The 18,424-nt window shown below is 71.3% G+C and carries 19 protein-coding genes and 1 riboswitch; of the genes, 4 read left to right on the top strand and 15 right to left on the bottom strand.

From position 1 onward, the window contains the following. The first annotated feature begins 289 nt into the window (after positions 1 to 289). Positions 290 to 1,810: a PAS domain-containing sensor histidine kinase gene (locus AB0D10_RS23215; RefSeq protein WP_360259426.1), complete on the top strand. Its 1,521-nt coding sequence runs from the start codon at positions 290 to 292 to the stop codon at positions 1,808 to 1,810. A 590-nt stretch (positions 1,811 to 2,400) separates the two neighbouring features. Here AB0D10_RS23215 and AB0D10_RS23210 read toward each other — a convergent pair. Beyond that, complete coding sequence (locus AB0D10_RS23210; RefSeq protein ID WP_014138019.1) at positions 2,401 to 2,652, bottom strand: WhiB family transcriptional regulator; 252 nt, start codon at positions 2,650 to 2,652, stop codon at positions 2,401 to 2,403. Between the two features lie 366 nt (positions 2,653 to 3,018). Further along, positions 3,019 to 3,990 (bottom strand): diacylglycerol kinase family protein, encoded by a 972-nt coding sequence (locus AB0D10_RS23205; protein WP_360259424.1) that lies wholly within the window; start codon positions 3,988 to 3,990, stop codon positions 3,019 to 3,021. A gap of 50 nt (positions 3,991 to 4,040) precedes the next feature. Between AB0D10_RS23205 and AB0D10_RS23200 the strand changes: the two genes are divergently transcribed. After that, the gene (locus tag AB0D10_RS23200) at positions 4,041 to 4,469 is read left to right on the top strand and encodes a hypothetical protein (RefSeq protein ID WP_360259422.1); all 429 of its coding nucleotides are present in this window, start codon (positions 4,041 to 4,043) and stop codon (positions 4,467 to 4,469) included. Between the two features lie 57 nt (positions 4,470 to 4,526). On the opposite strand, the gene AB0D10_RS23195 is transcribed toward AB0D10_RS23200, so the two are convergent. The 8 genes from AB0D10_RS23195 to sodN form a co-directional block, all read right to left on the bottom strand. Beyond that, positions 4,527 to 5,534: an RNA polymerase sigma factor SigF gene (locus AB0D10_RS23195; protein WP_360259420.1), complete on the bottom strand. Its 1,008-nt coding sequence runs from the start codon at positions 5,532 to 5,534 to the stop codon at positions 4,527 to 4,529. 183 nt (positions 5,535 to 5,717) lie between these two features. Continuing rightward, entirely contained in the window at positions 5,718 to 6,128 is a 411-nt protein-coding gene (locus tag AB0D10_RS23190) for an anti-sigma regulatory factor (RefSeq protein WP_360259417.1), read from the bottom strand. Positions 6,129 to 6,320: 192 nt separating this feature from the next. Beyond that, entirely contained in the window at positions 6,321 to 6,794 is a 474-nt protein-coding gene (locus AB0D10_RS23185) for a GNAT family N-acetyltransferase (RefSeq protein ID WP_360259415.1), read from the bottom strand. A 10-nt stretch (positions 6,795 to 6,804) separates the two neighbouring features. Next, a complete protein-coding gene (locus AB0D10_RS23180; protein WP_360259412.1) occupies positions 6,805 to 7,188 on the bottom strand; it encodes a nuclear transport factor 2 family protein in 384 nt (127 codons plus the stop codon). An 88-nt stretch (positions 7,189 to 7,276) separates the two neighbouring features. Next, positions 7,277 to 8,269 carry an ABC transporter substrate-binding protein gene (locus AB0D10_RS23175; RefSeq protein WP_360259411.1) on the bottom strand — a complete coding sequence of 331 codons (993 nt, stop codon included), beginning with the start codon at positions 8,267 to 8,269 and terminating at the stop codon, positions 7,277 to 7,279. A gap of 18 nt (positions 8,270 to 8,287) precedes the next feature. Beyond that, positions 8,288 to 9,208, bottom strand: coding sequence for an ABC transporter ATP-binding protein (locus tag AB0D10_RS23170; RefSeq protein ID WP_360259408.1), 921 nt, complete (start codon positions 9,206 to 9,208; stop codon positions 8,288 to 8,290). Further along, positions 9,205 to 10,284 carry an iron ABC transporter permease gene (locus tag AB0D10_RS23165; protein ID WP_360259406.1) on the bottom strand — a complete coding sequence of 360 codons (1,080 nt, stop codon included), beginning with the start codon at positions 10,282 to 10,284 and terminating at the stop codon, positions 9,205 to 9,207. Before AB0D10_RS23165 ends, AB0D10_RS23170 begins: the two co-directional genes overlap by 4 nt. A 92-nt stretch (positions 10,285 to 10,376) precedes the next feature. Beyond that, positions 10,377 to 10,525, bottom strand: a riboswitch (cobalamin riboswitch). Between the two features lie 87 nt (positions 10,526 to 10,612). After that, positions 10,613 to 11,008 (bottom strand): superoxide dismutase, Ni, encoded by a 396-nt coding sequence (sodN, locus tag AB0D10_RS23160; RefSeq protein ID WP_350628137.1) that lies wholly within the window; start codon positions 11,006 to 11,008, stop codon positions 10,613 to 10,615. A 177-nt stretch (positions 11,009 to 11,185) separates the two neighbouring features. Here sodN and sodX point away from each other — a divergent pair, with 177 nt between their 5' ends. Beyond that, positions 11,186 to 11,629, top strand: coding sequence for a nickel-type superoxide dismutase maturation protease (gene sodX / locus AB0D10_RS23155; RefSeq protein WP_360259404.1), 444 nt, complete (start codon positions 11,186 to 11,188; stop codon positions 11,627 to 11,629). Positions 11,630 to 11,669: 40 nt separating this feature from the next. On the opposite strand, the gene AB0D10_RS23150 is transcribed toward sodX, so the two are convergent. From AB0D10_RS23150 to AB0D10_RS23130, 5 genes are all read right to left on the bottom strand, one after another. After that, positions 11,670 to 12,257: a CGNR zinc finger domain-containing protein gene (locus AB0D10_RS23150; protein ID WP_360259402.1), complete on the bottom strand. Its 588-nt coding sequence runs from the start codon at positions 12,255 to 12,257 to the stop codon at positions 11,670 to 11,672. 112 nt (positions 12,258 to 12,369) lie between these two features. Then, a complete protein-coding gene (locus tag AB0D10_RS23145; protein WP_360259629.1) occupies positions 12,370 to 13,122 on the bottom strand; it encodes an amino acid ABC transporter ATP-binding protein in 753 nt (250 codons plus the stop codon). Between the two features lie 44 nt (positions 13,123 to 13,166). Further along, entirely contained in the window at positions 13,167 to 14,141 is a 975-nt protein-coding gene (locus AB0D10_RS23140) for an amino acid ABC transporter permease (RefSeq protein ID WP_360259400.1), read from the bottom strand. Positions 14,142 to 14,175: 34 nt separating this feature from the next. Beyond that, positions 14,176 to 15,114 (bottom strand): ABC transporter substrate-binding protein, encoded by a 939-nt coding sequence (locus tag AB0D10_RS23135; RefSeq protein WP_360259398.1) that lies wholly within the window; start codon positions 15,112 to 15,114, stop codon positions 14,176 to 14,178. Positions 15,115 to 15,530: 416 nt separating this feature from the next. Beyond that, positions 15,531 to 16,460, bottom strand: a complete 930-nt coding sequence (locus AB0D10_RS23130) for an ABC transporter substrate-binding protein (RefSeq protein WP_360259397.1) — start codon at positions 16,458 to 16,460, stop codon at positions 15,531 to 15,533. A gap of 587 nt (positions 16,461 to 17,047) precedes the next feature. On the opposite strand from AB0D10_RS23130, the gene AB0D10_RS23125 reads away from it, so the two are divergent. After that, on the top strand, positions 17,048 to 18,241 hold the full coding sequence (locus AB0D10_RS23125) for an NADP-dependent malic enzyme (protein ID WP_360259395.1): 1,194 nt from the start codon (positions 17,048 to 17,050) through the stop codon (positions 18,239 to 18,241). Positions 18,242 to 18,424 lie beyond the last annotated feature (183 nt).

The following is an 18,424-nucleotide window of genomic DNA, read 5'->3' as shown; positions in this document are numbered from 1 at the left end:
GGACGATCAAGGACTGTGCGGGGTCCTCGTTCGGCGGCGTCCGACCGAGGAAAGGCCGCGCGCGGTCAGGGCAGTTGCGCGGGGGCCTCTCCTTGGTGCCCTTTCATTGTGGACTAGACCAATCTCGGTTGTCCAGGTCTCTCGAAAATTGGTCTAAACAACTCCCGGCGGCCGGTCCGTGCCCGGAAGCGCCCCCGCCGCACCCCGACGGCACCCCCGCCCCGGCCCCCGTCGGTCCGCCCGTCGGTCCGCCGCGCCCCGCCCGGACCGGCGGCGATACCCTCGCCATGTGCCCTCGTTGAACGAACTCGTCCGCCGCCACACCACCCTCACCGGGGCCGACGTGGAATGGCTCCACATGCTGGTCTCGGAGTGGCAGCTGCTCTCCGACCTCTCCTTCGCCGACCTGGTGCTGTGGATCCCCACCTGGGACGGCATCCGCTACGTCTCCGTGGCGCAGATGCGACCCAACACCGGGCCGACCTCCTACCAGGACGACATGGTCGGCCACCTCGTCCCGCGCGGCCGCCGCCCGCTGCTGGACGCCGCCTTCGACGAGGGCCGGATCGTGCGCGAGGGCGACCCGGAGTGGCGCGAGGAGGTCCCGGTCCGGGTCGAGTCGATCCCGGTCCGGCGCGAGGGCAAGGTGCTCGGGGTGATCGCCCGCAACACCAACCTGCTGACCGTCCGCACCCCCAGCCGGCTGGAGCTCACCTACCTGCAGAGCGCCTCGGACCTGGCCCAGATGATCGCGGCCGGCAGCTTCCCCTTCCCGGGTATCGAGCAGGTCGACATGGACGCCGCCCCCCGGGTCGGCGACGGCCTGATCCGCCTGGACGCGGACGGTGTCGTCACCTACGCCAGCCCCAACGCGCTCTCCGCCTATCACCGCCTGGGCCTCACCACCGACCTGGTCGGCAGCCACCTCGGCCGCACCACCGCCGACCTCGCCCCGCCGTCGCGGGCCGCCGTCCACGAGGCGCTGGTGAAGGTGGCCAGCGGCTGGGCACCGCGGCAGACCGAGGTGGAGGCGCAGGGGGGAGTGGTGACCGTCCGGGCGATCCCGCTCAAGCCCAAGGGCACCCTGACCGGTTCGCTGGTGCTCTGCCGCGACGTCACCGAGCTGCGCCGCCGCGACCGCGAGCTGATGACGAAGGACGCCACCATCCGGGAGATCCACCACCGGGTGAAGAACAACCTGCAGACCGTCGCGGCCCTGCTGCGGCTGCAGTCCCGCCGGATGGAGTCCGAGTCCGGGCGGGCCGCGCTGGACGAGGCGGTGCGCCGGGTCGGCTCGATCGCGATCGTGCACGAGACGCTCTCCCAGGCGCTGGACGAGCAGGTGGCCTTCGACGAGATCGCCGACCGGGTGCTGGCGATGGCGATGGAGCTGTCCCAGGACGGCCGGGTGGCGACCCGCCGCAGCGGCAGCTTCGGCATCCTGTCCGCCGAGGTGGCCACCCCGCTGTCGATGGTGCTGACCGAGCTGCTGCAGAACGCCCTGGAACACGCCTTCGGCCCGACGGCCTCCGGGAACCTGGAGATCAGCGCGCTGCGTGGCCGGGCCCCGGCGACGGGGATGGGCTGGTCGGACAGCTGGAACGGCGGCGCCCGCCCGGAGGAGTACCTGCTGATCACGGTGCAGGACGACGGCCGCGGCATGCCGGAGGGGTTCGACCCGCAGACGGCGGGGAACCTCGGGCTCCAGATCGTCCGGACGCTGGCCACCGGGGAGCTCGGCGGCACCTTCGACATGGTGGCCGGTCCGAACGGCGGTACGAAGGTGGTCCTGGAGATCCCGGTCCGCTGAGCTCCGGTCCGCTCTGAGATTCTGCTGAGAATTCGTTGCGCGAGGGCGCGCGGCAGGGGCGCGCGTTCGGCAGAAGCGCCGGGTGAACACTCCATGCGCCTGACGCGACCGAGGCCGAACGTGGAAGCAGGGGGGGCGGCCGGCGCGTGGGAGGCAGCGCAGCGGGGTGCGGCGGAGTGTGGTGAGGCGCGGCGGCAGACGGTGCGACGGGAGACGGCGCGGCGCGGCGGCGGAACGCGGCAGCAGGGCGCGGAAACAGAAACGAGGCCCTGTCGACCGGGGGGGGGGTGGGTCGACAGGGCCTCTCAACCCGTTCCGGCCGTCGGGGGGAGTCGGCCGGAACGGGGGCTCTGGGTGGTGCGACACCTCGCCGGTGCGTTGCACACGGTGAGCGCCTCAGCTCCACGATATTGCTCTAAGTGAACAGTATCAAGTGGCTGGACGGGTCCGGTGTCGCGGGACCGAGCGGGGCAAGGTCCTTTGTGCGGAAGGCTTCACCAGGAGGTGCAGGGAAGCCTTTGATCATGTGTTGATCGGTTGTTGATCGGTACTGCGGTCACTGCTGGTGCTACGCCGTGTGATCAGCGCGATCAGGCGGTGCGGGCGCGGTTGCGGGCAGCGCGGCGCTTCATCGCACGACGCTCGTCCTCGCTCATGCCGCCCCAGACGCCGGCGTCCTGGCCGGTCTCCAGAGCCCACTGGAGGCACTGCTCCATGACCGGACAACGGCGGCACACGGCCTTGGCTTCCTCGATCTGCAGCAGAGCAGGACCGGTGTTCCCGATCGGGAAGAACAGCTCCGGGTCCTCTTCGCGGCAGACAGCGCGGTGGCGCCAGTCCATGGTCGTCCAACTCCTCCTGCCGACGGGGGTGGCCCGACGGCACAATCGATGGCTTGTGAATGTGAACGCTTTCACGAATCCCGCAACAGCAAAAGAGACCAAAGGCCTACCGGGCCCGGGTGGTCTGCGCTAGGGGGGATTCGGCGATTCGAGGGGCACTCCGCGGTCGGCGCTCCGTGGTTCCGGAGTTGCCGTCGCTGCGATGTGTCCCGATCGCCATGTAGAGGTTCGCAAACCTCGGGCTCGGATACAACCCCCTTCGGGGAGGAATTTTTGATTCTTCGGTGTCGCCTAGCTCACAGCCAGTACTTCTATGGAGTGAAGGGGGCTTGTGCGTTCGAGAAGAAGGGCGAACCCCCTTTCCGGTCACACAATCACACGCAGTGCCCGCCGTACGCCTGTGAAACTGACGCGACTCCTGTCTCCAAGATGGTCGCCGTCGACCTGGAACGGGGCCGGTTCCTCTGAAACCAAGGTGAAGTGTCTGACGTCGTGATAGGAGACGACGTGCTTCCCGGACGGGCCGGCGGGCGGCGTCCCGTCACCCGAAGGCCCGTGCGACCGCAGGATCTGACGGATCGTTCGAGCAGTACCGAACGCCGTCATCCGGGTGATCCCGAAGACGTCGAGGTCCGTGTCGAAGGAGGCGAGCGGTGAGGGGTAGACCGGGCGGTTGCCGAGGAACGTCCACGGCGAGGTGTTGCTGACTATCGACAGGACCAGGCCCGGAACGGCCTCGCGGCCCGGAACCTCAAGGGAGACCGGGCCCGAGCGGCGCTGCTCACGCTGGGTGAAGTAGTGCCGGACCGCCTCGCGGACGTAGAGGGCGTGGGTGGACTTGCGCCCGGTCCGGCGCTGCTCCTCGACCCGGCCGACCACCCCGGCGTCGAAGCCCAGGCCGGCGGTGAAGGTGAACCAGCGGTCCGGCAGCCCCTCGGTCATCGCCTTGCCGAGCCCGATCGGGCGCTCCTGCTTGCGCTCCAGCGCGTGCAACAGCGCGCCGGTGGCCTCCACCGGATCGTTGGGCAGGCCGAGCGCGCGGGCGAACACATTGGTCGAACCGCCCGGCACCACGGCCAGTCGCGGGACCTTGTCGCCCGGGCCGTGCGCCAGCAGCCCGTTCACCACCTCGTTGACGGTGCCGTCGCCGCCCAGCGCCACCACCAGGTCGACCGTGCCGTCCTCCGCCGCCTGGCGGGCCAGGTCGCGCGCGTGGCCCCGGTACTGCGTCTCGGCCACGTCGAGCTTGAGATCGCTGCGCAGGGCGTGGATCAGGACGTCCCTGGTCCGGCCACTGGTGGTGGTGGCCTTGTGGTTCACGACCAGGAGAGCGCGCATGGGGAAAGCCTACGGGTCGGTACGCACCAACCGGCGGCTACCCTGCTGGAGTGACCGCAGAAACCTCCGTACCCGCACCCGCGGCCGGCTCCGGCCGTCCGGCGTCCCTGACTCTGGGCGCCGCCATCACCGCCCTGGAGGGCGCCGCGCTGGCCGTCGTCGGCGTCTGGGACATGGTGGCCGCGCTGTCCGGCCAGTCCAAGCAGCTCGCCCTGAACGAGTTCGGCGGCGCGGTCATCGTGCTGCTCGGCGTGCTGCCGGTCCTGGCCGCCGGCGCGCTGCTGAAGGAGCGCCGCTGGGGCCGCAGCCCGGCGGTGCTGACCAACTCGATCTGCCTGCCGGTCGCCTACTACATGGTCCAGAGCGGCGGGGCGATGATCGCCGTCGGCGTGCTGGTCGGCCTGCTCGGGCTGGTGGGCATCGGTTCGCTGCTGACCCCGAAGTCGACGGCGGTCCTGTACGCCCCGTCCGAGGACTGAGCGCGCAGGACCGCCGGGGTCCGACGGCCGCCCGACCGAGCTGAGCGGCCGTCAGTCCTACTCCTCCACCAGGAGCTTCTCCCGCAGCTGGGCCAGCGTCCGGGCGAGCAGCCGGGACACGTGCATCTGGGAGATCCCCACCTCGGCGGCGATCTGCGACTGGGTCATGTTCCGGAAGAACCGCAGCACCAGGATCTTCTGCTCCCGGGGCGGCAGTTGGGCCAGCAGCGGCTTCAGCGACTCGCGGTACTCGACGCCCTCCAGCGCCTCGTCGGTGGCGCCCAGGGTGTCCGCGACGGCCGGCGACTCGTCGTCGCTGTCCGGCACGTCCAGGGACAGCGTGGAGTACGCGTTGGCGGACTCCAGGCCCTCCAGGACGTCCTCCTCGGAGATCCCCAGGTGCTCGGCCAGCTCGTGCACCGTGGGGGAGCGGCCGTGCCGCTGGGAGAGCTCGCTGGTCGCCGTGGTGAGCGACAGCCGTAGCTCCTGCAGGCGGCGCGGGACGCGCACCGCCCAGCCCTTGTCGCGGAAGTGCCGCTTGATCTCGCCGACGATGGTCGGCGTCGCGTAGGTGGAGAACTCGACCCCGCGCTCGTGGTCGAACCGGTCCACCGACTTGATCAGTCCGATGGTGGCGACCTGGGTGAGGTCGTCCAGCGGCTCGCCCCGGTTGCGGAAGCGCCGGGCCAGGTGCTCGACCAGCGGGATGTGCATCCGCACCAGCTGGTTGCGCAGCTCGACCCGCTCCGGCGAGCCCTCGGGCAGCGCCGACAGACGGACGAACAGCGCGCGGGCGGCCTCCCGGTCCGGGGCGCCGCTGCGGTGCGCGCCCTGGGTGGGCACGGCGACGTGCAGCTCCGCCTCGGCCGTCTCCTCCGCCCGGTCCGCCCGGTCCGGCGGGGGTACGGAGTCGGGCGTCGGCTCGGACGTCGGCTCGGTCGGGTGGCTCATCCGGTGGGCGTCCTTCGGGTGCGCTTCGTCGTTGGCGGCGAGGCCGGGAACGCTCGCCTGGGTCGGTACGGCAGGTCCCGCCGTCGCGAGGCCGGTACGGTCCAGATCACTCACGGCCATTCCCCCGTTCCGTTCCGGGAGCACCGGGGCCGGCGGCCCCGGAATCGTCTCGTTGGTCGTACCGCCCCGGGGGCGGTACCGGGAGCCGCCCGCCGGCCCCGGAGGGGGTGCGGCGGACGGCCCTTGCGCGGGTGCTGCTCGGTGCTGCACATCCGTGACGTGCGTTCGGCCGCCCGGTCAGTGGGCGGTGGAACCGCCGCGCTTCTTGTGCAGGCTGATCGACACGGTCTTGTCCTCGGCGACCGAGGAGTCGACCTCGCCGGCCAGCGCGGAGAGCACGGTCCAGGCGAAGGTGTCCCGCTCGGGTGCCTTGCCGTCCGTGGTCGGGGCGGAGACGGTGACCTTGAGCGAGTCGCCGACCAGGCGGAACTCGCAGGACAGGACGGAGCCCGGCACCGCCTGCTGGAGCAGGATGGCGCAGGCCTCGTCGACCGCGATCCGCAGGTCCTCGATCTCGTCGAGGGTGAAGTCCAGCCGGGCCGCCAACCCGGCCGTCGCTGTTCGCAGCACGGAGAGGTAGGCCCCCGCTGCGGGGAGCCGGACCTCCACGAAATCCTGAACACCGAGATCGCTGTCGATCTGGGACACCCTTGCCTCCTGGGTGACGCGCCTTGCTTGCTTGGTACCCCGCTTGTTACCCCTGCTTGCCGCCCCTCAAAGGGGCACCGGGATTGCGGATCCGCCATTGCTCTGCCCTACCGCATCCCGGTTCGGGAGTTACTGATGGTAAGGCATTGCGACGCAGGGTGGCAGACCCTTTCCCGGACTCCTCCGGTCCGCTCAGCGGCTGCCGGCGGCGGCGAGGGCCTCGTCGGTGAGCCGGTACACGGTCCACTCGTCCATCGGTACCGCGCCGATCGACTTGTAGAAGTCGATCGAGGGCTGGTTCCAGTCCAGCACCGACCACTCCACCCGGGAGTAGCCGCGCTCCACGGCGATCCGGGCGAGCTCCAGCAGCAGCGCCTTGCCGTGGCCGCCGCCGCGGGCCTCCGGTCGGACGTACAGGTCCTCCAGGTAGATCCCGTGGGTGCCGCGCCAGGTCGAGAAGTTGCGGAACCAGAGCGCGAAACCGACCGGCCGGCCGGCCGCGTCCTCGGCGATCAGGCCGAACACCGCGGGCTCGGCGCCGAACAGCGCCCCGTGCAGCTGCTCCTCGGTGGCCACCGCCTCGTGCGGGGCCTCCTCGTACTCCGCGAGTTCACGGATCATGGCGTGGATGACGGGAACGTCGGTGGCGACGGCGGTGCGGATCATGTCTGCGAGCCTACTGCTCGGGCCCCGTCTCGTCCCAGGCCTGGATGGAGGTCTGGCCGACGATCCGCCCGTCCCGCAGGTCGGCCATCGAGGCCATCAGGACCTGGACGCCGTCCGGGTAGCGGCAGGACTCCAGGAAGGCGACGTGGTCGTCCTGGACGACCACCTGCTCCAGCTTGTGGGTCATCTCGCGGCCGTAGATGTCGCCCAGCATGGCGCCGATCTCCTCCCGCCCGTGCATCACCAGGGGGTGGCTGGGCTGGGTCTTGCGGTCGACCATGCGCAGTTCGGCGTCCTCCGCGTAGAGCGCCAGGAGGACCTCGGCGTCGCAGCGCTCGATGCCCTCGCGCAGCGCGCGGGTGTCGAAGGCGGCGGGGGCCGCCATGGTGGTCATGATCTCGCTCCTCCGGTCGGGGTCCGTCGGCTCGTACTCCGAGCGTACGCCCGGCGCCGCCGGCCGGAGGAGCGGTCGGTCCCGACCGTCAGCGGGCCGGCACGGTGCGCAGGTGGTCGGCGAGGGCCTCGATCGCGGCCGGGTTGCGCGGGCTCTCCACCAGGTCGACGTAGTCCAGGACGAAGATCCGGTCGTTCCTGATCGCGGAGACGCCGGCCAGCGGCGGGAAGGACGTGAGGAACCTCCGCTTCTCCTCGGCGTCCGGGGTCGCATAGTCGTTGATCACGATCACCTCGGGGTCGCGCTGCACCACGCTCTCCCAGCCGGCGGTGACCCAGGTGTCGGCGAGGTCGCCCATGATGTTGGTCCCGCCGGCGTTCGCGATGATCCGGTGCGCGGCGGCGAACTTCCCGGCGGTGTACGGCTTGTCCTGCCCGCTGTCGTACAGGAAGACGGACGGGCGGCGCTCGGGCTGCGGGACGGCGGCGATCCGGGCCCTGAAGTCGGCGATCAGCCGGTCGGCGCGGTCCTTGACGTCGAAGATCTCGCCGAGGTTGGCCAGGTCGGTGTAGAGCGCGTCCAGCGGGTCCATCACGCCGCGCTCGCCGCCCCTGCCGGTGCGGCAGGACTCGCTGAGCACGTACGAGTCGACACCGAGGGCCTTGAACGCCTGCGGGGTGACGCCGCTGCCCTGGTCGAAGCCGTAGTGCCAGCCGGCCAGGACCAGGTCGGCCCGTGCGTCCAGGGCGATCTCCTTGGTGAGCGTCTTCTTGGAGAGCCACGCGGTCTGCTGGTAGCCGTCCTTCCAGGGCACCCGGTCGACCTTGCCCTTGTCGTCGGGCATGACGTAGCCGGCCATCCGGTCGGCGAGGCCGAGGGAGAGCATCAGCTCGGTGATGTTGACGTCGTTGGTGACCGCCCGGGCCGGCTTCTGTGCGAAGGTCAGCCTGTCGCCGCAGTTCTCGACGGTCACCGGGTAGTGGGCGGAGCCGGTGGCGGCCTCCTTCGGGGCGAACTGCGCGCCGCAGGCGGTGAGCCCGAGGGCGAGCAGGGCGGTGGTGGCAACGGCCTTGGTGCGCACGGTGGTTCCTTCGGTGGTTCAGGCTCCGGGGGAGCGGTCGGCGCGGTCGGAGCGGGTGGGGCGGTCGAGGCGGTCGAACAGCAACTGGACGGCGCCGGTCGCCGGATGCCGGACCGGGGTCGCCCGGACGCCGAACACCCCGGCCAGCAGGGCGGGCGTGAGCACCTCGCCGGGCGGCCCGGAGGCGACGATCCGACCGGCCCGCAGCACGTACAGCAGGTCGCAGTGGCCCGCCGCCAGGTTGAGGTCGTGCAGCGCGGTGAGCACCGTCGGTCCGGCCTCGCGGGCCAGCGCCAGGACCTCCAACTGGTGGGCGATGTCCAGGTGGTTGGTGGGCTCGTCGAGCACCAGCAGGCGCGGCTCCTGGACCAGTGCGCGGGCGAACAGCACCCGCTGCTTCTCGCCCCCGGACAGGCTCAGGAAGCCCCGTCCGGCGAGGTGGTCCGCCCGGACCCTGCGCAGGGCCCCGGCGCAGCGCTCCCGGTCCGCGTCGGTCGGGGCGTCGAACCCGCGCCGGTGCGGCAGCCGGCCCATGGCGACCACCTCGGCGACGGTGAAGTCGAACTCGGCGGAGTGCTCCTGAGTCAGCGCGGCCACCCGTCGGGCGGTCTCGCGGGCGGAGAGCGCGTACAGGTCGTCGCCGTCCAGCCGGACGGCGCCGCCGGCCGGCTTCAGCACCCGGTAGACGCAGCGCAGCAGGGTCGACTTGCCGCTGCCGTTCGGGCCGACGAGGCCGACCACCTGCCCGGCGGCCGCGGCCAGGCTCACCTCGTGGACCAGTCGGGTGCCGGCCAGTTCCACCGAGACGGCGTCGACGGCGAGGTCCTGGGCCTGCGCCCGGCCGGCGGTCTCCGTCCGGCCGGCGGTCTCGGTCGGGTCGGTGGGGCCGGCGGGATCGGCGGGATCGGGCATCCGGGTCACCCCGTTCGGGTCGGTCACCGTCGGCCTCCGAAGGCGTGGCCGCGCCGGCGCATCATCAGCAGGAAGGCGGGCACGCCGAGCACGGCGGTGAACACCCCCACGGGCAGTTCGGCGGGCGCCAGCAGGGTGCGGGAGGCGATGTCCACCCAGACCAGCAGCAGCGCGCCGGCGAGCGGCGCGACCAGCAGCACCCGGCGGTGCGCGGCGCCGACCAGCATCCGTGCCAGGTGCGGCACCAGCAGTCCGACGAAGCCGATCGCCCCGCTGACCGCGACCACCGTGCCGGTGACGGCGGCGGTCACCACGAACAGCTCGCGCCGCAGCCGGTCCGGGTCCACGCCGAGCGAGGCGGAGGTCTCGTCCCCCATGGCGAGCCCGTCGAGCCGTCCGGCGGCGCAGCCGAGGTAGGTCAGCCCGGCCGGCACAGTGCAGCCGGCGATCGGCACCGAGCCCCAGGTGGCGCCGCCGAGGCTGCCGAGCAGCCACATCATGGCGTCCCGGGCGGCCTCGCCGCGGTCCGCGGCGAAGACCATCAGGGTGGTGGCGGCGGAGAAGCCGTAGGAGAGCGCGGTGCCGGTGAGCACCAGTCGCAGTGGGGTGAGCCCGTACGCGGTGCGGGCGGCGAGGTAGACCAGCGCCATCGCGACCAGCGCGGAGCCGAAGGCCGAGGCGGAGACCGCCCACACCCCGAGCGAGGCGAAGGCGCCGAACAGCAGGACGGCGTTGGCGCCGACGGCCGCGCCGGAGGAGATGCCGAGGACGAACGGGTCGGCGAGCGCGTTGCGCACCAGCGCCTGGACGGCGACCCCGGTCGCGGCGAGTCCGGCACCGACCACGGCGGCCAGCACGGTGCGGGGCAGCCGGATCTCCCAGACGATCGCGTACGCGGCGGCCTCGTCGGCGTCCAGCCGACCGCCCGTCAGGCCGGCGGTCAGCAGCCGCAGCACGCGGGGCAGTGCGATGCCGGAGGACCCGAACGCCACCCCGCAGACCAGTGAGAGCAGCAGCGCGGCGGCGAGGCCGACGGCGAGCGGAACGGCGGGTATTCGGCGGACGGGCGGGCCGACCGCACGGGTCGTGGGTGCGCGGTTCACGGGTGCGCCTTGCCTCGGGCCGCGGGTGTGCCGGGGCGGGCGCGGGCCGCAGGCGTGCCGGGGCGCCGTTCCCCTCGCAGTCCGCGGCGAGTTGTCGGGAGGTCAGCGACCGGGGGCGATCGGGCTGGCGCGGCCGCACCGCTGGTGCGGGCCGTGCTCACCGTTGCGGGTCAGCGCCGGATTCACACCGGACTTCCCCCTCGGACGCCCTGGCAGCATAACAGTCACTCAGGCCAGGCAACCCTTACCGGGTCGGTCCGGACGTGGACGCACGACCGCCCCCGTCCGGCGGTGCGGACGGGGGCGGTCGGGTGGCGACGCGTCAGGCTCAGGCCTGCTTGGTCTCCCAGAAGATCTTGTCGACCTCGGCGATCAGGTCCAGCAGGGCCTGGCCGGTGGCCGGGTCGGTGGACGCCTTGGCGGCCGAGGCGGCCTTCAGGGTGTCGTTGATCAGCTGGTGCAGCTGCGGGTACTTCTCGAAGTGCGGGGCCTTGAAGTAGTCGCTCCACAGCACCGAGATGTGGTGCTTGACGGCCTCGGCGCGCTGCTCCTTGATGATGACGGCGCGGGCCCGGAAGTGCGGGTCCTCGTTGGCCTGGTACTTCTCCTGGGTGGCCTTGACGGACTCGGCCTCGATCCGGGCCTGCGCCGGGTCGTACACGCCACAGGGCAGGTCACAGTGGGCGTGAGCGGTGGCACGCGGTGCAAACAGACGAGAGAACATGGGAGTCCTTCCTTAGATCGTCTTCCCGCGCCCGAGATTACCCTTCCGCCCTCGTGGTTTCGCGATCGGGCGGTGGGCCTAGGGCAAAAGGCGGACCCGGAACCGGGGTATTCCGGACATCGATCCGGTGACGCTCCGTACGGCAGACTGGGGGCCGGCGGCGCGGGAGGAGGAGTCGTGGCACGGAGCACGGAACCGGGGGGACGGGACCGGGGCGGCGCGCTGCCGTTGGGGCTGGTCGACGTGGCGGGCCGGTCGATGGTTCCGACCCTGCACGAGGGCGACCGCCTGCTGGTCCGCTACGGCGCGCCGATCCGGCCGGGGGCCGTGGTGCTCTTCCGGCACCCCTTCCAGCAGGACCTGCTGGTGGTGAAGCGGGCCGCCGAGCGCCGGTCCGGGGGCTGGTGGCTGCTGTCGGACAACCGCCCGGTGGACAGCGACAGCCGCAGCTACGGCGCGGTCCCGGACGACCTGGTGCTCGGCCGGGTGCTGCTGCGGCTGCGCCCGAGCCCGGCCTGGCTGGCGCCGGGCCGCCGGCTGGAGCGGCTGCTGCTCGCCCCGCGGCTGGCCCGGGTGCCGGGCCTGGCCCGGCGACTCGGCGTCTGGGTGGAGGAGGTCTGATCCCGGGCAGCCGCCCGCCCGGTTGCGCCCCGCCGCCCGGTTACGCCCCGTTGCCCAGTGCGGCCTCCGCCTCCTGTCGCTTGCGGGCCCGGTAGGCGGCCACGTTGGCCCGGGTCGCGCAGCGGTCCGAGCAGTAGCGCCGGGAGCGGTTGGTCGAGGTGTCCAGGTAGGCGTTGCGGCAGGGCGCGGCCTGGCAGATGCCCAGCCGGTCGGCGCCCAGCTCGGTGAGGTGGACGGCCAGGCCCATGCAGGCGACCGCGCTGAAGTGCGCGGTGGCGGTTGGCGAGTTGTCGGCCAGGTGCAGGTGCCAGCGCGGCCGTCCGGCGTCGTCCAGGTAGTCGTGCCCGGAGATCAGCGGGCTGACGGGGTACTCCATCAGCAGGCTGTTCAGCAGGTCGACCCCCCGGGTCTCGTCCCCTTCGGCGGCGGCTTCGAAGACCCCGCGCAGCCGGGTCCGCACCGCCCGCAGCCGGGGCAGGTCGGACTCGTCGGCGAGCGCGGCGGCCCGCGACGAGTCGGAGAACAGGGCGCGCACCGCGTCCACGGAGGTCAGCGTGTCGGTGCCGCGCTCGGGCTCCTCGGTGTTCACCAGTCGAACGGCGAGATCGGCGTACGAGGCGAGCTCCACGGCGGTCCTTCCAGAAAATCGGTAACGGGCTGACTGCTTCCAGCCTATTACCCGTGCGGCGAAAACATCGGCGCCCGGCAGGAGCTGCCTGCCGGGCGCCGACGGTGACGGTTCAGAGCACCTTGGACAGGAAGGCCTTGGTGCGGTCGTGCTGCGGGTTGGTGAGGACGTCACGGGGGTTGCCGGACTCGACCACCACGCCGCCGTCCATGAACACCAGCGCGTCGCCGACCTCGCGGGCGAAGCCCATCTCGTGGGTGACGACGATCATCGTCATCCCCTCCTCGGCCAGCCCGCGCATGACGTCCAGCACCTCGCCGACGAGCTCCGGGTCGAGCGCCGAGGTGGGCTCGTCGAAGAGCATCAGCTTGGGCTTCATGGCCAGCGCGCGGGCGATCGCCACGCGCTGCTGCTGGCCGCCGGAGAGCTGGGAGGGGTAGCTCTTCGCCTTGTCGGCGAGCCCGACCCGCTCCAGCAGGGCCATGCCGCGCTCGCGCGCGTCGGCCTTGGACTCGCCCTTCACCTGGATCGGAGCCTCGGTGATGTTCTCTATGGCGGTCATGTGCGGGAACAGGTTGAAGCGCTGGAAGACCATGCCGATGTCACGCCGCTTGAGCGCGACCTCGCGGTCCCTGAGCTCGTAGAGCTTGTCGCCCTTGCGCCGGTAGCCGACCAGCTCGCCGTCCACGGAGAGCAGCCCGCCGTTGATCTTCTCCAGGTGGTTGATGCACCGCAGGAAGGTCGACTTGCCGGAGCCGGACGGGCCGATCAGGCAGAACACCTCGCGCGGCTTGACCTCCAGGTCGATGCCCTTGAGCACCTCGACCAGGCCGAACGACTTGCGCACGCCCTCGGCCTTGACCATCGGCTCGCCCGGGACGGTGTCCCCCGGGGTCTTGGTCAGATCGGTCACAGGTGACCACCTCCCTCGAGCCCCGGAACGACGTCGTGCTCCGCCTTCGGGGTCGGCTTGCCGCGGAAGAGGCCGCGCAACCGCTGCATCGGGGTCGGCGGCAGCGTCCTGCTGGTACCCCGAGCGTAGTACCGCTCGACGTAGTACTGCCCGATGGTCAGCACGGAGGTCAGGAACAGGTACCAGAGGCTGACGGTGACCAGCAGCGGGATGGTCTGGAAGGTGCGCGAGTAGATGTTCTGCCCGGCCCGGAACAGCTCCTCCAGCGCGATGACGCTGACCAGCGAGGTGGTCTTGAGCATCGAGATGGTCTCGTTGCCGGTCGGCGGGATGATCACCCGCATGGCCTGCGGGAGGATGATCCGGCGCATGGTCGCGAAGCGGCTCATGCCGAGCGCGTGCGCCGCCTCGGTCTGCCCCTCGTCCACCGACTGGATGCCGCCGCGGACGATCTCCGCCATGTACGCGGCCTCGTTGAGGCCGAGGCCGAGCAGCGCCGCAGTGAAGACCGGGATGAGCGTGTTGGTCGACTCGGACCAGAACTCCGGGCCGAACGGGATGCCGATCGACAGCTTGGGCCACAGCGCGCCCATGAAGTTCCAGAAGACCAGCTGGACCAGCACGGGGGTGCCGCGGAAGACCCAGATGTAGAACCACGCGGTGCCGGACAGCAGGGGGTTCGGGGACAGTCGCATCACCGCGAGGATGATGCCGCCGGCCACGCCCATGAGCATGGACAGCGCGGTGAGCTCCAGGGTCACACCGAGGCCGTGCAGGATGCTGGAATCGAAGAGGTAGGTGTTGACGACGTCCCACTGGAAGGCGGGATTGAAGATCAGGGCGTGGAGCAGCATCGCCGCGAGGACCGCGACGACCACGGCTCCCGCCCACCGGCCGGGGTGGCGGACCGGGACGGCCTTGAGGGTTTCGGGCCGTCCCGCGTGCGCCGTCCCCTGATCGGAATGGTTCACAGTGGCCTCAGAGGGGTGGGTGACTGGCGAAGGGTCAGCTGGTGGCGCCGTTGACCTGGGACTGGGTGATCGCGCCCGCCTGGACGCCCCACTTGTCGAGGATCTGCTTGTAGGTGCCGTCGTCCATCAGCGACTGGACGGCCGCTTGGACGGGCTGGGCCAGCGCCGAGCCCTTGGCCAGGGCGATGCCGTAGGGCGCCTTGCCCTCGACCGTGCCGATCTGCTCCAGCTGGCCGTTGGTCTGCTTGATCGCGTAGTCGATGACCGGGGAGTCGGCCAGCATGACCTGGTCGCGTCCGGAGACCACGGCCTGGGTCACGTCGGTCTGCAGGTCGAACTTGTCGCCGTCGTTGGGCACCGGGGGCTTGCCGGCCTTGACGCACGCCGGGTTGATGACGTCCTTGATCTGGTCGGCCTGGGTGGTGCCGGTCTGGACGGCGACCTTCTTGCCGCAGAGGTCGTTGGGGTCGATCTTGTCCGGGTTGCCCTTCTTCACCGCCGCGCTGGTGCCCGCGGTGAAGTAGGTCACCATGTCGACCGTGGCCTCGCGCTCCTTGTTGTCGGTCAGGGAGCTCATGGCCAGCTGGAACTTGTTCGCCTGGATGCCCGGGATGATCGCGGTGAACGGCGAGTTCTGGACCTCGACCGGGACGCCCAGCTTCTGGCCGATGGCATTGGCCAGGTCCACGTCCATGCCGATGATCTTGCCCGAGGCGTCCTGGTACTCGTTGGGCGCGTACGAGGCGTCGGAGGCCACGACGATCTTGCCGGCCGACTTGACGTCGGCCGGCACCTGGGCGGCCAGGGTCGGATCGGCGGCGACCGCCTTGATCGTCGCGGACGGGTTCACGCCGGTCGCGGCTGCGGAGCCCGAGGAGGACTTGCTGCTGCTGCAACCGGTCAGCGCGAGGGAGACGGAGACGGCGGCGACACCGGCAGCGAGGAGGCGGTTGCGCTTGGTACGGGCGGTCATGAGGGGGATCTCCTCCTGGGAGAGAAGGTCGGGCGGACGCGCCGCGGGAGCGGCGCACCGGGGGTGCGAGCCGTACGGCGCCGTACGGGTGTGCGTCGTACGTACGTCGTCGTACGTGCAGGCCGGGTTTTGCAGTGCCTGGAGGCTGGGACCGCCCAGGGTTGTACGAGGTACTGCTGCCGCCACCCTCCGCCGAGGTGGACGTCGACCGAACCGCCTCGACCAGTGGCCGGCTCGATCCGAGATGGGGGGAATCCTGCCATCTGATGACGGTCAGGTGGCCCTCATCCAGATCAAAATCGGATAACGAGGGGTCACACTGTCCGCTATTCGGACCAATTCCGGGCCCCTGTCACCCTGCGCATAAGTATGCGGATCCCTCTGTCGCTGCGCCCGGAGGCCCGCCGCCCGCCCGCTCAAATGCCCCCGTTGACCACGGCGTTCTGCGCCGCTCCGGCGCTGACGTTCCACTTGGCGAGGATCTTGTCGTAGTCGCCGCTGCGGATCAGCTGGTCGACCGCCTTGGCCACCGCGTCGCGCAGATCGGTGTCGGTCTTGCGCACCGCTATCCCGTACGGGTTGGAGGTGGACTGCGCGCCGGTCAGCTCGAAGCGGCCGCCGCCGTCGGTGCCCTTCGCCGCGTAGGCGGCCACCGGGTAGTCGTTCAGCCCGGCCGCGGCCGTACCGGCGGCGACCTCGGCCAGCGCCTTGGCGTCGGTGTCCAGCTTGTGCGCGGTCAGCTGGCGGCCCGAGCGGGCGCAGACCGCCACCTGGCGGGTCGCGATCTCGTCCTGGGTGGTGCCCTGCTGCAGCGCGATGGTCTTGCCGCACAGGTCGTCCAGGGTCTTGATCCCCTTGGGGTTGCCCTTCGGGACGACGATCGAGGTGCCGGCGATGAAGTAGTCCACGAAGTCCACGCCGGGGGTGGTCTGCTTGCCGCTGTCGTCCAGGCCGTCGCGGCGCTGGCGGGTGTCGCTGATCGCCGACATCGCCACGTCGTACTGCTTGCCCTGCAGGTTCGGCATCAGCTTGTCGAACGTGGTGTCCACGAACTCGATCCGCACGTCGAGGATCTTGCCCAGGGCGGTGGCGAGCTCCGGGTCGAGGCCGGTCGGCTTTCCGTCCTGGCCGCGGAACTCCACCGGGGCGTAGTTGACGTCCATGCCGATGCGGAGCACCCCGGCCGAGCGCTGGGCCTTCGGCAGCTTGTCGCGGACCTCCTTGACCGGGTCGGCGGCGGCGGCGGCCTGCCCGCTGCTTCCGCAACCGGTGAGCAGCAGGGCACCTGCGGTGGCCAGGACGGCGCCGGCCAGGGCAGGGCGGGGGAGGGGGAGGGGGTGAGGCATGAGGGCTGCTCCTGTGGGAGGGACGTGCGGTCGCCACGGCGTCGCGGTGGTGTACGCGAAATGGCGGACAAGCGATCCTGCCATCCCGGCCTGCCGGGCCCGGCGGCGGGTGTGTCAGAATTCGGTACCGGGTGACCCCCGAACGCTCGAACCAGACCGCCGGGCCCCGACAGGCCCGGGGTGCTCGGGAACGGAAGTCCTTACGCGGCTCCGTATCCGGAGTGCCGAATCCCCCATGCGTCTGCGTTCACTCCTGCGGGTGCGCGTGCGCTCATGCCGTTGCCGCCGCCGGAGCCCGGCGCTTCCGACGCCGGGCCCCTGGGACGCGACAGCGCGGCGATGAACCGCACGTGACGAGGACGAAAAGGCATAGGTGCGATGCCTTTGTCCGACCTAGGCTCAGCCCGGTAGCACTAACGCGGACAACACAAGACCCCATAAAAACCCTCATCCGAGGGCGCCGCCCGACGGCAGCGCCCCGACCCCGCCCCCGGGTCCGCTTCGGCGTACCCGGTTTCCGGTTTCCGGGCGGGTCGCCCTGCCCGTCGGTCGCGCGTCCTCGCCAGATCAATGACGAAGAGGTCATCGTGGCAGCGGAGATCATCAGCAGCACCCAGGACACCGACGATCCGGTCGACGCGGTTTTCGCGCTCCACCGCGGCGGCAAGATGGAGATCCGGGCGACCGTCCCGGTGCGCGACGCGGACGACCTGTCCCTCGCCTACACGCCCGGTGTCGCCCGCGTCTGCACGGCCATCGCCGAGCAGCCGGAGCTGGTCAACGACTACACCTGGAAGTCCAACACCGTCGCGGTGGTCACCGACGGCACCGCGGTGCTGGGCCTCGGTGACATCGGCCCGCAGGCCTCGCTGCCCGTGATGGAGGGCAAGGCCATTCTGTTCAAGCAGTTCGGCGGCGTGGACGCGGTGCCGATCGCGCTCGCCTGCACCGGCGTCGACGAGATCGTCGAGACCGTGGTCCGGCTGGCGCCCTCCTTCGGCGGTGTCAACCTGGAGGACATCTCCGCCCCCCGCTGCTTCGAGATCGAGCGCCGGCTCCAGGAGGCCCTGGACATCCCGGTCTTCCACGACGACCAGCACGGCACCGCGATCGTCACCACCGCCGCCCTGTGGAACGCGGCCAAGGTGACCGGCCGGGAGATCGGCTCGCTGCGGGCCGTCATCTCCGGCGCCGGCGCGGCCGGCATCGCCATCGCCAAGATGCTGGTGGCGGCCGGCATCGGTGACGTCGCGGTCTGCGACCGCAAGGGCGTGGTGTACGAGGGCCGCGGCGACCTCACCGACGTCAAGGCCGAGATCGCCGCGCTGACCAACCGCACGGGCGTCAAGGGCACGCTGGCCGAGGCGCTGGCCGGCGCCGACGTGTTCATCGGCGTCTCCGGCGGCACCGTGCCGGAGGAGGTCGTCGCGACCATGGCCGAGGGCGCGTTCGTCTTCGCGATGGCCAACCCCACCCCGGAGATCCACCCCGAGGTCGCGCACAAGTACGCGGCGGTCGTGGCCACCGGCCGCAGCGACTTCCCGAACCAGATCAACAACGTGCTGGCCTTCCCGGGCATCTTCGCCGGGGCCCTGCAGGTCCGGGCCAGCCGGATCACCGAGGGCATGAAGCTGGCCGCCGCCAAGGCACTGGCCGGCGTGGTCGCCGACGAGCTGACGCCGCAGAAGGTCATCCCGTCGCCGTTCGACGAGCGGGTCGCCCCGGCGGTCACCAAGGCCGTCGCCGAGGCCGCCCGGGCCGAGGGCGTGGCCCGGATCTGACGATCCGGTCGTCCGGCCGGGTCCCCGGGGGACCCGGCCGTCCCGTACGACATCCCGCGCGGCTGCGCGGCCGGGTACATGCCGGAGATACCTGGTCCGCGGGGACGCCGTTCTCGGCCAACGCCTTGAGAAGCAGGTACTCACTGGTTCCGCCCTGGGAGACGGCGACCTTCCGGCCCACCA

Source organism: Kitasatospora sp. NPDC048545, from assembly GCF_040651155.1.
Taxonomy (GTDB): Bacteria; Actinomycetota; Actinomycetes; order Streptomycetales; family Streptomycetaceae; genus Kitasatospora.
The sequence above is the reverse complement of the archived record's forward strand: the minus strand, read 5'-3'. Positions and strand labels throughout refer to the sequence as shown.